10 protein-coding genes are annotated in these 13,349 nt (G+C 65.8%); 3 read left to right on the forward strand and 7 right to left on the reverse strand.

The genetic code is table 11. The features are described from left to right. Positions 1 to 35: 35 nt before the first annotated feature. A complete protein-coding gene (locus tag BJL86_RS17405; RefSeq protein ID WP_197487525.1) occupies positions 36 to 500 on the forward strand; it encodes a PH domain-containing protein in 465 nt (154 codons plus the stop codon). Positions 501 to 509: 9 nt separating this feature from the next. Here the strand turns inward: BJL86_RS17405 and BJL86_RS09720 are convergent, their stop codons facing one another. Next, the gene (locus BJL86_RS09720; protein ID WP_082908349.1) at positions 510 to 2,078 is read right to left on the reverse strand and encodes a DUF3533 domain-containing protein; all 1,569 of its coding nucleotides are present in this window, start codon (positions 2,076 to 2,078) and stop codon (positions 510 to 512) included. Between the two features lie 263 nt (positions 2,079 to 2,341). Here BJL86_RS09720 and ilvD point away from each other — a divergent pair, with 263 nt between their 5' ends. Further along, the gene (ilvD, locus tag BJL86_RS09725; RefSeq protein WP_067472122.1) at positions 2,342 to 4,186 is read left to right on the forward strand and encodes a dihydroxy-acid dehydratase; all 1,845 of its coding nucleotides are present in this window, start codon (positions 2,342 to 2,344) and stop codon (positions 4,184 to 4,186) included. A 92-nt stretch (positions 4,187 to 4,278) separates the two neighbouring features. Here ilvD and BJL86_RS16775 read toward each other — a convergent pair whose 3' ends face one another. Then, positions 4,279 to 5,868: a DoxX family protein gene (locus BJL86_RS16775; RefSeq protein ID WP_082908348.1), complete on the reverse strand. Its 1,590-nt coding sequence runs from the start codon at positions 5,866 to 5,868 to the stop codon at positions 4,279 to 4,281. A 245-nt stretch (positions 5,869 to 6,113) separates the two neighbouring features. Between BJL86_RS16775 and BJL86_RS09735 the strand changes: the two genes are divergently transcribed. Next, positions 6,114 to 7,208 (forward strand): PQQ-dependent sugar dehydrogenase family protein, encoded by a 1,095-nt coding sequence (locus BJL86_RS09735; protein ID WP_067472119.1) that lies wholly within the window; start codon positions 6,114 to 6,116, stop codon positions 7,206 to 7,208. A 10-nt stretch (positions 7,209 to 7,218) separates the two neighbouring features. Here the strand turns inward: BJL86_RS09735 and gatB are convergent, their stop codons facing one another. The 5 genes from gatB to gatC form a co-directional block, all read right to left on the reverse strand. Continuing rightward, positions 7,219 to 8,742 carry an Asp-tRNA(Asn)/Glu-tRNA(Gln) amidotransferase subunit GatB gene (gene gatB, locus BJL86_RS09740; protein ID WP_067472116.1) on the reverse strand — a complete coding sequence of 508 codons (1,524 nt, stop codon included), beginning with the start codon at positions 8,740 to 8,742 and terminating at the stop codon, positions 7,219 to 7,221. Between the two features lie 31 nt (positions 8,743 to 8,773). Then, complete coding sequence (locus tag BJL86_RS09745; RefSeq protein WP_067472113.1) at positions 8,774 to 9,808, reverse strand: ATP-dependent 6-phosphofructokinase; 1,035 nt, start codon at positions 9,806 to 9,808, stop codon at positions 8,774 to 8,776. 106 nt (positions 9,809 to 9,914) lie between these two features. Continuing rightward, entirely contained in the window at positions 9,915 to 11,303 is a 1,389-nt protein-coding gene (locus BJL86_RS09750) for a DHA2 family efflux MFS transporter permease subunit (protein WP_082908356.1), read from the reverse strand. A gap of 239 nt (positions 11,304 to 11,542) precedes the next feature. Continuing rightward, on the reverse strand, positions 11,543 to 13,036 hold the full coding sequence (gene gatA / locus BJL86_RS09755; RefSeq protein ID WP_067472107.1) for an Asp-tRNA(Asn)/Glu-tRNA(Gln) amidotransferase subunit GatA: 1,494 nt from the start codon (positions 13,034 to 13,036) through the stop codon (positions 11,543 to 11,545). Positions 13,037 to 13,041: 5 nt separating this feature from the next. Beyond that, complete coding sequence (gatC, locus tag BJL86_RS09760) at positions 13,042 to 13,338, reverse strand: Asp-tRNA(Asn)/Glu-tRNA(Gln) amidotransferase subunit GatC (RefSeq protein ID WP_067472103.1); 297 nt, start codon at positions 13,336 to 13,338, stop codon at positions 13,042 to 13,044. Positions 13,339 to 13,349: the final 11 nt, after the last annotated feature.

Below are 13,349 nucleotides of genomic sequence, written 5' to 3' on the forward strand. Positions count from 1 at the left end.
ACGGCGCACCGCGTCGACCTGGGACACTGGTGGGCATGAGCGAGAAACCGCCGTCACGATTCCGCCCCCCAGAGGTCGAAGCCGAGCCGAAGGACCGCAGGCTCTTTCGGGTCACGCCGCTCGCCTACATCGCGCTGGGCATCTTCGCGATCGCCCTGATCGCCCCGATTTACTATGCCCCGCGCTGGGGTTGGGTGTTCCTCATCCTGCCCATCGGCTACGCGTGGTGGGTCGCCCGTAGTTGGACCAAGGTGGATGACGACGGAGTGCAGATCAGCACCTGGCGTTCGCGCACGCACGTCCCCTGGGAGCGCATCAAAGGCCTCAATTTCCCGAAGCGTGGCAGCGCCCAGTTGGTCACGACCTCGGACGAGTTCATCCGCATGAGCGCGGTCGGTTTCAACGACCTCCCCCGCCTCGCCGAGGTGAGCCGAGGCCGGATTCCCGACCCGTTCTACGCCCCGGTGGACCGCGAGGACAGCGCGGACAGCGAAAACTAGCGGCGGTTCCTACGGGCGCTCCCCGTGGGATCCGTCCCATTCGTCGCCGTGGTGTTCGCGGGCGTCTTCCCAGGCATCTTCCGCAGACATTTCCTTCTGCGCGACCACCGCGGTTTCTTCTTCGCCCGACTTATCCGAGGAAGATCCGTTGGCGGGCGCCCCGGCATCGACGTCATCACGCGCACCGGAGTCATCCTCATCTGTGTTGCCGCCCTCGCCTAGGGCGCGCGCCACGAGCGGCGGCAACGCGAAACGGTTCGGCTCGCGCACATAACCCCGCCTGTCGTAATAGGCTGCGACGGCATAACCGAAGATGGCGGCGAGGACAAGCCAGATCCCGAGGACCACCGAGGCGTGGCCGAGCCCCGAGGACCACGGGTCGTCGGTGAACAACATCGCACGAGTGGCGCGCACCGCCGCGTGCATGGGCTCCACCTGGCCGATCGGCTCGAACCAGCGAGGCAGCATTTCGCTCGGAATTGCACCGCCCGATGTGGGGATGCCGAACACGACGAATACCAACAGGTTGATGAGCAGCCCGGCATTGCCGAAGATCGCGATCGTGGCATGCGAGGCGAATCCGACGGACAAGATACACAGCGTCGAGAACAGCACCAGATTCCAGAACGGGAACGCGGACACACCTATCCAATGCGCTATCCCCGCTATGAGCACGCTGATGATGGGGCTGATGATGATGGTGACCACCCACTTGCGGATGAGCACGAGCCTGCGTGGATGAGTGCCGAGCGGCGCAAGGTGCACGAAGGGGCCGATATCCAGCGGGATGTAGCCGAGGCGCGAGTCGATCATCTGGGACACGACCATCGCGCCGGTGAAGCCGGCGAGGATCATCACCAGCGCGACGAACAGCGGGAAGCTGGGATTGGTCACGCCGCCGTCGAGCGCATGGTAAGTGAGTTGGTTGATCGACACGGGATCGGCGAGCGCGGCGGCCGCGGTCGGAGACAGTTCGCTCTGTTCGGCCTCGGCCAGCAGCCGACCATTATCGAGAACCTGCTCGCCCACCTGCTTCGGCACAGAGTCGACCAGCACCCCGGCAAGGGTGTTCATGACCTGTGAGGACGTCACCGACGATCTGGGCGCCGAATAGACGTTGATGTCGGCGCGCTCCCCCGCACGGTCCGCGCCCTCGCCACCTGCGGTGGACGTGACGAGGTCACCGATGCGCTCGGAAAGGTCGGCCGGGAACTCGACCATGCCGTAGAACTCGGCGTCATCCATCCCCTTCTCGGCCGTCTCCTTGTCGACAACGCGCATATAAACTTCCGAGAAGTCGTTCTGGTCCATCATCCCGCCGACGATCTGATCCCCGACCTCGAGACGCTGGGGACCCGCCGGGGTGTCGATGGTCGCGCCCTCGTCGGAATTGACGATGGCGACTGGCACGTGATTGAGGTGGTTCTGCGGGTTCGCCGTTCCCTCAAAGTACATGAAGGCGATGACGGCGAACAGTCCGATCACGGCAACCATCGCGCCTGTCGTGTGCCTGAAGAACTGCGCGACCACTCCGCCGGGCGTTTGCCCGGGGTGTTGCCTTTCCGGTGCAGAAGTCATGGCTGCCAGTTTCGCACAATTAGTCACTGCAGACGCGTACTACGGTGCCTTGAGACGCCTCGAGCGCCCGACGTCATGGCCGAACATCGAGAATGGGCCGAGCACCATTCGGCGTTCCCACGAAGTGAAAGATAGCGTCCAGATCGTGCGACCCGGGCGAAATTGGGGTTCGCAGACCGCAGTCCTAGAATGGAATCCGCGCTGGGATTTCCGCCCGCTCGGGTCCCGGTTTTTCACTTAAAGCAGGTTCAGGAGCGCTATTAATGCCACCACTTCGGTCACGAACGTCCACCGCCGGCCGCAACGCCGCCGGCGCACGCGCGCTGTGGCGCGCGACCGGTATGCAGGACAGCGATTTCGGGAAGCCGATTATCGCTATCGCCAACTCGTATACGCAGTTCGTACCCGGACACGTGCACCTCAAGAACGTCGGCGACATCGTCGCCGAGAAGGTCAAAGAAGCCGGTGGTGTGCCGCGAGAGTTCAACACGATCGCGGTTGACGACGGCATCGCCATGGGGCATTCGGGCATGCTCTATTCCCTGCCGAGCCGAGAGATCATCGCCGATTCTGTCGAGTACATGGTCAACGCACACACCGCCGACGCCCTCGTGTGCATCTCGAATTGCGACAAGATCACGCCCGGCATGCTCAACGCGGCGATGCGGCTCAATATCCCGGTCGTGTTCGTCTCCGGTGGACCGATGGAGTCCGGGTCCGCCGTGGTCGTCGACGGCATCGCGCGTTCGGGATCGGACCTGATCACCGCGATTTCCGCGTCCGCGAACGATAACGTCACCGACGAGCAACTGTCCACGATCGAGGAATCGGCGTGCCCGACGTGTGGCTCGTGCTCGGGCATGTTCACGGCTAACTCGATGAACTGCCTGACCGAGGCCCTGGGCTTGTCTCTCCCCGGAAACGGATCGACCCTTGCGACCCACGTCGCGCGCCGCCAACTGTTCGAGAAGGCCGGCGAGAAAATCGTGGAGATCTCCAACCGCTACTACCAGGACGGCGACGAGTCAGTGCTCCCCCGGTCCGTTGCGAATAAGGCCGCCTTCCGCAACGCCATGACCCTGGACGTGGCCATGGGCGGTTCGACGAACACCGTGCTCCACATTCTCGCCGCAGCGCAGGAGGGTGAGATCGACTTCGACCTTTCCGACATCGAGGATGTCTCCCGCCATACCCCGTGTCTGTCCAAGGTCGCGCCCAACTCCGAGTACTACATGGAACACGTGCACCGTGCCGGCGGCATTCCGCGGATCCTAGGCGAACTCGCTCGTGGTGGCCTGCTCGACATGAACACTCATTCCGTGCACTCCGATTCCATGGAGTCCTATCTCTCCGAATGGGACCTTCGCGCTGATAACCCCAGCGAGGAGGCACGCGAGCTGTTCTACGCGGCACCGGGAGGTGTTCGGACGACCGAGCCGTTCTCCACGGACAACCGTTGGGTCTCGCTCGACGTCGATGCCGAGAACGGCTGCATCCACTCGATGGAGCACCCGTGCACCGAGGAGGGCGGATTGGTCGTGCTTCGGGGCAATATCGCCCCGAACGGATCGGTGTTCAAGACCGCGGGCGTCGACGAGGAAAGCTTCCGGTTCACCGGCCCGGCGCGCGTGGTCGAGTCGCAGGAGGAGGCCGTGTCGGTCATTCTCAAGAAGGTCATCCAGCCCGGCGACGTGCTCGTCGTCCGCTACGAAGGTCCCGCGGGAGGACCGGGCATGCAGGAGATGCTTCACCCCACGGCGTTCCTCAAGGGCGCTGGCCTGGGTAAGAAGTGCGCGCTCATCACCGATGGCCGTTTCTCCGGCGGCTCGTCCGGGTTGTCCATCGGGCACATCGCGCCCGAAGCGGCGGCAGGCGGCCCTATTGGGCTGATTCAGGACGGCGACATCGTCACGATCGACGTGTACGAGCGCAGGATCCACGCCGAGATCTCCTCGGACGAGCTCGAGCGTCGCCGCGCCGAGATGGAGGCCAAGGACAAGCCGTGGCGCCCGGCCTCGCGCGAGCGCCACGTGTCGCAGGCGCTGCGTGCCTACGCGTGGATGGCGTCCTCGGCAGATAAGGGCGCAGTGCGCATCGTGCCGGACTAAACCGCGCTCGGTCCCCTCGACCTACGACAACGTGCCCACTACTTTTTCGGAAGTAGTGGGCACGTTGCTGTGTCCGTGCGATGCAGTTGGGACTAGGAAGACAGCGGGTTACTTCCGTTGAGCAGGTACCACACCACGATGACCGCCGCTACGGCGACGATGATCCCGAGGAAGCCCGACCACTTCGGCGCAGCCGCCCACTTGCGGCCGGCATCGAGACCCCAACGGCCGCCGCCGGCGAACAGGATCGTGAGCAGCGCGGCAGCGTAGAGAATGTGTAGCTCGAGGCCGCCGCCCGGCGCTCCGGACAAGTCGCTGCCGCCGAGGATCGTCGCACCTCCCGTGGAGGCCAGCGTGAGTGCGGCGCTCAGCCCGACGAGAGCGAGGAGGACGGTCGCCCCGATGGGCGTGACGATCCCGAGAAGGAGAATGACCGCGGCGACGAGACCGGCGATGCCGAATCCGTACGAAAGTGCCTGAGCCTGGTCGAATCCCGCGCTCGAGAACACCTCCGTCATGCCGTCGAACCCGGGACCACCGAATAGTCCGAAGACGATGCGCAGCGAGTGCAGCCCGAGCAGCGCGGCAACAACGACACGGAGAACGAACAGTCCGAAATCCGCGGTGCCTCGAACCGGCTTCGCGGCCGGCTCTGTCGCGGCGACGGGTGCAACCTGACCGTCAGCTCCGTCGTAGTCGTAACCTTGCGTGTTTTCGTCGAAGTCCGCGTAGTTGTATCCGGCCGTCGGGAACGCGGTGGTCTGGTTATGGGAATTGTCGGTGGTCATACCTGAGTGTCCTTCGCCGGTCGCACCGACAGACTGGGTCTGGGTCTCGTTCGCATTCTGGGACTGAGCGAATGCCTGTGTCCGCGCGTCGGGATCGGCTCTCTCTCCGGAATCCTTCGATTTCGATCCGATCAGCGCGCCCAGGCCGAGACCGCCTGCCCCCGCGGCACCGGCGGCCGCTGCCTTACCCGCGGTTCCGCCGGAACTGGACTCCTCGCCATCCTTCGGCGCCTGCGCCGAGGACTTCGGGGCAAACTCCTGGGTCTGCGCATCCGGCGATGCCTGCTTCGGCACCGAGGTCGACTCCGTCCGCGGAGCCTGCGGCATCTCCTCCACCGGAATCGCCGCGGTGGCCGAATCGTCCGGAGCCTGGGACCCACTCGCGCCCGTTGCCGCGGTTGCGCTGGCAGCAGCACCGCCTGCGGCTGCCCCACCGGCACCCGCTGCGGCCGACTTCTGTGTCGACATGGACGCGGTGGGGGACGTTTCGGGAGCCTGCGGAGCGGACGCCGAATCGCCATCAAGCGAGATCGGCTTCTCCGCGATAGGGGCGCCCCCATCCTTGCCTGTGGCTCCCGCTGCAGGGGCGGACGAGGCCGCGCCAGCACCCGTCGCAGCCTGCCTTTCGGAGTCCTTCCCCAGCGGCCATCGAGATTTGCTCTTGGGAGCGCCTACGGCCTGGGGTGCGGCACGCTCGCCCGGGTTGGGGGCGGCGTTCGATGCCTGCGCCGGGGATTTGCCCTGCGCGGAGGCCGACGCCGAGCTGCTGCCCGCCGCCGGCATCCGCGTCGTTTCGTTCTCCGCACCTGCCGCCTGGTTCGGATCCACGTTCGGATCCACGCGGCCGGGTTCGGAGTCGGGAGAATTCTTGCCTAAGCCGAATGGAAGTTTCACGCCTCCGAGATTATGCGGAATCTGCCGGGCGCGCGGGGACGTGAGGGCGTGTGGCCACTTATTGTCGCCAGTTCTTTATATTCACACGCGGCGCGGAGCCTTGGGACTGCGACGTCCGACGTCATTGGCGGGTGGTGGTCCGGCGTGGACCGTGCTGCCGCGGCACGTAAGCTGGGCGCATGCATGCGCAGTTCCCCCGCACCGAGCGTCAGCGACCAAGGGGCATGTCTTGCTCTGTTCGCTGGATGACGGCGACGGCAGCGCTCTCACTGGTGTCGATACTCTCGGCGGGTTGCGCGCAGTTCGACGATTCGCAGTCCGCGCCCTTTTCGCCGGTTGCCGGTCCGGGCGAGAACTTTGGCGAACCCCCGGCACCCAATACGCCCCCGGACCTGGAACAGCGCGAGCCCTCCCCGGGCCAAGGGGAAAGCCCAGATCTTCCACCCCAGACTCCCGATGAAAGGGAGGAGTGCGAGGATCCGGATCCCGCGGTGATTGCGACGTGTCTCGAACCGACGAGCGCCGTCGTCGGACTCCCGGACAGCGCCGAGGCGATTATTGCCGAGCGCGACACAGGGGAAATGTTTCTGGTGAGCGACGCCGAAGCACCGAAACCGTGGGCCCGCATCGCCCCGGACGAGGGTGCCGTGGTGTCGCTGGCTCTCTCGCCCAGTTATGCGCAGGATCGGCTCGTCTATGCGGTGGTCGTTTCCGGTGGAGAGACGAAGGTCGCTCGGATCGCGGAGGGAGACGAGGCGAAAATCGTGGCCGACGGACTACCAGGAAGCGAGAATGGCCGCGCCGGTATCGCCTTCGACGACGACGAGATGCTCGTCGGTGTCGGCCGCGAGGTTCTGGGTTTCCCCGAGTTTGAGGGGGTCGGTCAGGCGGGACCCCCGACCACGGTGGCGAGCACCGATTCGCCCATCAGTGACCTGTGTGCCGGTCCGGGGATTTTCCCGGGCGTGTACGCCACCACGGGCGGCACGGCCGGCGGCGACTTGATGCGAGTCGATGAGGGCGCGTCGATACGCGTGTGGTCGTGGCCGGATCAGCCGAGCGTGCACGGCTGCGCAGTGACCACTACCGGTCCCGCCGTAGCTATTCCCGATGCCGAGCGCGTGGACATGGTGGTCGTCGACCCGGCGAGCGGGACCGCCCCCGCTCCGCCTTCTGCCGTCGCCGAAGGCCAGTACGGCAGGCTTAGCGGAGTCGGCTTGATGGCGGGAAACGCACTGGTCGGGACCACTACGAACAAGGCGGGTGGTTCGCCCGTGCCGACCGACGACCGGGCGATCATCCTCCCGATCTCCGGGTCCAGCGCGGACGAGCGGACCTAGCGGGCGGCGCTCAGCTGGCCCCGCACGAGGCGAGAACGAGTTCCTTTACCCGAGCCGGGTCCGCCTGGCCGCGCGTGGCCTTCATGACCGCGCCGACGATCGCACCGGCCGCCTGGACCTTGCCGTCCTTGATCTTCGCGACCACATCCGGCTGGGCCTCCAGTGCCTCGTCGACGGCCTTCTGCAGCGCGGAGTCGTCGCGCACGACCTCGAGACCTCGGTCGGCGACGATCTGGTCCGGCTCGCCCTCACCGTCGAGTACGCCGTCGACGACCTGGCGGGCGAGCTTGTTGGTGAGCTTTCCTTCGCCGACGAGCTCGATGACACGTGCGACCTGAGTCGGAGTGATCTGTAGCCCGGACAGCTCGACCTCGCGAGCATTGGCCTGTTGAGACAGGTACGCGACCCACCACGAGCGCGCGTCGGCCGGCTTGGCTCCTTCGTCGACGGTCCCGATGATGAGATCGAGCGCGCCGGCGTTGACGAGGTCACGCATCTCTTCGGCCGAGACTCCCCATTCGGCCTGCACGCGTGCGCGGCGCACCCACGGTAGCTCCGGTAGCGTAGCCCGGATGGATTCGATGAGCTCCTCGCTGGGCTCGACCGGGGCAAGATCGGGCTCGGGGAAATAGCGGTAATCCTCAGCCGACTCCTTCGGCCGTCCGGCGGACGTCGTGCCGTCGTCCTCCTGGTAGTGCCGGGTTTCCAGCGCGATTTCGCCGCCAGCCTCGAGCACCGCGGCCTGCCTGCACATCTCGTAGCGCACGGCGGTTTCGACACTGCGCAGAGAGTTGACGTTCTTCGTCTCGGTGCGCGTACCGAACTCCGTGGTGCCCTTGGGCATGAGCGAAACGTTCGCGTCGCAGCGGATGGAGCCCTGATCCATGCGCGCGTCGGAGACGTCGAGGCTCTTGATCAGGTCGCGAAGTGCTGTGACGTAGGCGCGCGCGATCTCCGGCGCCCGCTCCCCCGCGCCGATGATCGGCTTGGTGACGATCTCGATGAGAGGCACGCCGGCACGGTTGAAGTCGAGCAGCGAGTGCGTGGCGCCATGGATGCGGCCGGAGGAGGAACCGATGTGAGTGGACTTCCCGGTGTCTTCTTCCATGTGGGCGCGTTCGATCTCCACGCGCCACGTGGTTCCGTCTTCGAGCTCGACGTCGAGAGCGCCGTCGAATGCGATGGGCTCGTCGTACTGCGAGATCTGGTAGTTCTTCGGCTGGTCCGGGTAGAAGTAGTTCTTCCGCGCGAATCGGCTCGACGGCGCGATCTGGCAGCCGAGCGCGAGGCCGATCTTGATGGCCCACTCGACGCCGAGTCGGTTGACGACCGGCAGAGCGCCCGGCAGCCCGATGCACACCGGGCAGACCTGCGAGTTGGGCTCGGCGCCGAAGGCGGTCGCGCAACCGCAGAACATCTTGGTCTCGGTGTGCAGCTCGACGTGCACTTCCATGCCCATGACCGGATCGAATTTCGCGATCACATCGTCGTAATCGAGCGGTTCGATATTGCTTGTGTCCACCGGTGCAGTCATGCCAGCGATCTTACCTTTCGTGATTTCCCGGTCAGCCGAAGAGGCTCGCGGCCTCGTCGTACATTTCCACCGGCACCGTCTTGAGCCGGCTGATCGCGTCCGCTATCGGCAGCGGCACGATGTCCTCCCCGCGAAGCGCGACGAACACGCCGTGCTTCCCGGAGTTCGCGAGGTGCGCGGCGTGCACCCCGTACCTCGTCGCGAGAACCCGGTCTCGTGACGTCGGAGTTCCGCCCCGCTGGGTGTGCCCGAGCACAGTGGTCCTCACGTCGCGGTCCAGCCGTTCCTTGATCTCCACGGCCATTGCGTTCGCCACCCCGGTGAACACCTGGTGCCCGAACTGGTCGATCTCGCCCTCATCGATCGTCATCGATGAGCCCTCGGCCGGTGTGGCGCCCTCGGCGACCACACAGATCCCGTAGTTCTCTCCCATCTGGAAGCGCCGCTTCATCACCTTGCAGACGTAATCGATATCGAAGGGAACCTCCGGGATCACGATCATGTGTGCCCCGGCAGCGAGTCCCGCATGCAGCGCGATCCAACCGGCATGCCGGCCCATCACCTCCACGAGCATCACCCGTTCGTGGGACTCGGCGGTGGTGTGGAGACGATCGATGGCGTCCGCGGCGACGGACACGGCGGTGTCGAATCCAAAGGTGTAGTCGGTCGCCGCGACGTCGTTGTCGATGGTCTTGGGCACCCCCACCACCGGTACTCCGTTGTCGTGGAGCCAGTTCGCGGCGGTCAGTGTCCCGTCGCCCCCGATCGCGATGAGCACGTCGATGGCGTGCCGCTCGAGCGTCCGCTTGATCTGGGGCAGCGAATCCCTCAGCGTGTCCGGGTTGAGGCGTCCCGTTCCGAGCACGGTCCCGCCACGCAGGAGCAAGCGGTCGATATCCTCGTCGTCGTACAACGACACGGCCGAGTCATCGACCAGACCGGACCACCCGTCCTCGAACCCGAGCACGGGCGTGTCGTATTCGGCGCGCGAGGTGCGGACGACGGCGCGGATCACCGCGTTGAGTCCCGGGCAATCGCCGCCGGCCGTGAGCATTCCTATTCGCACGAGGGTACTTCTCCTTCACGGCTGGGTCTGCGCGCGCTCGCCGATCGAGCGCCGCGGGCTTGCTCGCGCCACCCACACTAGCGATCGGTCTCGTCGCCGTGCCGAGCTACGAGTCCTGGGGCGCCGTGCCCGCCCGTTCGCCCTGCTCGCGACGACCGGGGGTGCGGAATGCGAGCGTGATCAGCGCGCCCACGAGGATGACCGCCGCGGGTAGGAAGAACGCGTCCGACAATCCATTGGCAAGCGCTGTGTGCGGATCCGCCCCCTCTGCGACATGACTCGTCATCCGGGTCTGGAGCACGGCCGCGATCGCCGCCGAACCGATGACGGCGCCGACCTGCCGTGTGGTGTTGTAGACCCCGGAACCCGCCCCGGCGATCTTCAGATCCAGGGTTCGCATCGTTGTCGATGACGTCGGAGCCCAGACGAATCCGTTGCCAATTCCCAACAAGATCATCGGCCCGATAATCTGCGGAACCGAGGTCGTCGGGGACATGACGATCGCAAGCCAGAATGCGGCGCCGGCCATCGAGCCGTAGCCGATCACAGTGAGCACGCGCGGATCGACGCGGTCGGCGAGCCGCCCGACGAACGGCGCGAGGATGCCGGAGGTGACCGCCATCGGCACGAGGACCAGGCCCGCCTTGATGGCGCTGAGCCCCATGACGAGCTGGAGGAACATCATGAGCGGAACCATCGTGCCGGCCACGACGAAGCCCATCGTCGAGATGGCGCCGTTGCCGACGGCGAAGTTCCGGTTCTGGAATAGCCGCAGCGGCACCAGTGGTTCGGTGCGCACCTTGCTCTGCCACCAGATGAACGTGGCCATGAGCGCGACGCCCGCGATGATCATCACCACGTATACGGCGCCCCAATCGCGTTCGGATCCCTGCTGGATGCCGAAGACGAACAGGAACATGCCGATGGCCGAGAGAACGATTCCCACGACGTCATACTTGTGAGTGGATGTGGGCAGCGAGGGCACCAGCCGCAAGACGGCGAGCACCGCGATGACGCCGATGGGCACGTTGATGAAGAAGATCCACTCCCACCCGACGGAGTCCACGAGCAGACCACCGGCGATCGGTCCGACCATCGTGGCGATGCCCGCTACGGCACCCCACACGCCCATCGCTGCGCCGCGGGACTCCTGGCGGAACACTCGCGTGATCACCGAAAGCGATTGCGGGCTGACCATCGCCGCGCCGAATCCCTGGACGACGCGCGCCACGATGAGCATGCCGATGCTTCCCGATAGACCGCACCACAGCGAGGCTCCGGTGAAGATGACCAGACCGATGATCGTCGCCTTTTTCGGGCCGATCTGGTCGCCGAGCCGGCCTGTAAACAGTAGAGGAACGGCGAACGCGAGGAGGTAGGCGCTGGTAACCCAAATGATCTCGTTGGGGCCGGCACCCAGGCTCTGCTCGAGCGATTCGGTGGCGACGGCGACGATGGTCTGGTCCAACAAGATCATGAAGAACCCGATGACCATGGCGCCCAGGGCGAGCCACGCCTGCCTATCGGGAAGTGGTGCGAAACTTTGACCCACGTGACATGCACTCCTTCGGGGTGACTGAGCGAGTAGTGCGCTGGGGTCGGGGCCCTCTTGCGAGGTCGGAAGGCTCCAGCGATATTCATGACTTGGGCCCGCATTCCGGCTTGCGGCGGAATGCGGGCCCGAGCGCGTCGGTTCCTCGCCTCTTGCACTCGGCAAAAGGCACGTTCGAAAGGCTACCCCTTCTGCGCAGCCTCGAACGCGGCGCCAACCTTGTAGAGGCGGTCATCAGCTTGCGGCGGAGCCATGATCTGCAGCCCCACCGGCAGCCCGGTATCGGGCGCAAGTCCCGCGGGTAGTGACATCCCGCAGTGGCCGGCGAGGTTGAGCGGAAGCGTGAACAGGTCGAACAGGTACATCGACAGTGGGTCGTCGATCTTCTCACCGAGCCCGAATGCCGTACTCGGGGTCGCGGGAGAAACGAGGACGTCGACCTTGTCGTACGCTGCGTCGAAGTCCCTTGCAATCAGCGTGCGAACCTTCTGCGCCGAGCCGTAGTACGCGTCGTAGTATCCCGCCGATAGCGCATAAGTGCCGATGATGATGCGGCGCTTGACCTCGGGCCCGAAGCCGGCGTCGCGAGTGGCTGCCATAACCTGCTCGGCCGAGTGCTCTCCGTCGTCGTCGACGCGAAGCCCGTAGCGCATCGCGTCGAAGCGGGCGAGGTTGGACGAGACCTCCGACGGGAGAATCAGGTAGTAGGCCGAGGTTGCGTGCTGGAAATTCGGGCACGAGACGTTGACGATCTCGGCCCCGAGTTCCTCGAGCCGGGTGAGGGCTGCGTTGAACTGTTCGCGCACTCCGGGCTGCGCGCCCGTACTCAGGTCGAATTCGTCGACGACGCCGATGCGGACTCCGGCGAGGTCGCCCCGCGCGCCTTCGCGGGCCGCGGCGACGACGCCGGGCACGGCCGCGTCGAGCGAGGTCGAGTCACGGGGGTCGTGTCCGCCGATCGCCTCGTGGAGCAGCGCGGTGTCGAGCACCGTGCGGCCGCACGGACCCCCCTGGTCCAAGGAAGATGCGCAGGCCACGAGCCCATAACGGGACACACCGCCGTAGGTCGGCTTCACACCGACCGTGCCGGTGAGAGCCGCCGGCTGGCGGATCGAACCGCCGGTGTCGGTGCCGATGGCCAGAGGCGCCTGGAACGACGCGAGCGCCGCGGCGGATCCACCGCCGGAGCCGCCCGGCGTCTTGGTGGTGTCGTGCGGGTTACGGGTCGGACCATAGGCGGAATTCTCGGTCGACGAGCCCATGGCGAATTCGTCCATGTTCGTCTTACCGAGGATCGGCATGCCCGCCTCGCGGAGCTTCTTCGTCACCGTCGAGTCATACGGCGAAATGTAGCCTTCGAGGATCTTCGAGCCGCACGTCGTCGGTGCGTCCGTGGTCGTGAATACGTCCTTGAGCGCGACGGGCACGCCCGCAAGAGGCCCGGCCGTACCCTCTGCGATCGACTTATCTGCGGCACGAGCGGCGTCGAGCGCCTGCTCCGCGCCGACATGGAGGAAGGCATTGATGTCGCCGTCGATCTCCGCGATGCGGTCGAGATGGGCGCGGGTGACCTCCTCCGAGGTCACCTCCTTCGCGGCGATCTTCTCGGCCAGTTCGGCGGCGCCGAGCCCGAGGAGCGAATCGCCGGCCACCGTGGTGTAGGTGCTGTCTGCCATGCGTGCTAGTCCTCCCCGAGAATCTGCGGAACCTGGAAACGCTGCTGGGCGCTCTTGGGCGCCTGGTCGAGGGCCTCGTCCGGGGTCAGCCCGGCGACACGCTCGTCCTCCCGATTCACATTCACGATCGGGGTGGGGTGGCTCATGGCGGGAATGTCGTCGCCTGCGACGTCACTCACCGTCGCGACGTGCTCGAGAATCTTCTCGAGCTGGCCTGCGAACTCGTCGAGTTCGCTATCGGTCAGACCCAAGCGCGAGAGCTTGGCGAGGTGGGCGACATCGTCGCGTGAGATCGCGGACACGTTGTGGTGGT

This window comes from Dietzia timorensis (assembly GCF_001659785.1).
Lineage (GTDB): Bacteria > Actinomycetota > Actinomycetes > Mycobacteriales > Mycobacteriaceae > Dietzia > Dietzia timorensis.

Excerpts from the sequence above, each read along its gene's own strand:
- BJL86_RS09720 (WP_082908349.1), bottom strand. The coding sequence starts at position 2,078 with ATGACTTCTGCACCGGAAAGGCAACACCCCGGGCAAACGCCCGGCGGA.
- BJL86_RS17405 (WP_197487525.1), top strand. The coding sequence starts at position 36 with ATGAGCGAGAAACCGCCGTCACGATTCCGCCCCCCAGAGGTCGAAGCC.
- gatB (WP_067472116.1), bottom strand. The coding sequence starts at position 8,742 with ATGACTGCACCGGTGGACACAAGCAATATCGAACCGCTCGATTACGAC.
- ilvD (WP_067472122.1), top strand. The coding sequence starts at position 2,342 with ATGCCACCACTTCGGTCACGAACGTCCACCGCCGGCCGCAACGCCGCC.
- gatA (WP_067472107.1), bottom strand. The coding sequence starts at position 13,036 with ATGGCAGACAGCACCTACACCACGGTGGCCGGCGATTCGCTCCTCGGG.
- BJL86_RS09750 (WP_082908356.1), bottom strand. The coding sequence starts at position 11,303 with ATGGTCATCGGGTTCTTCATGATCTTGTTGGACCAGACCATCGTCGCC.
- BJL86_RS09735 (WP_067472119.1), top strand. The coding sequence starts at position 6,114 with ATGACGGCGACGGCAGCGCTCTCACTGGTGTCGATACTCTCGGCGGGT.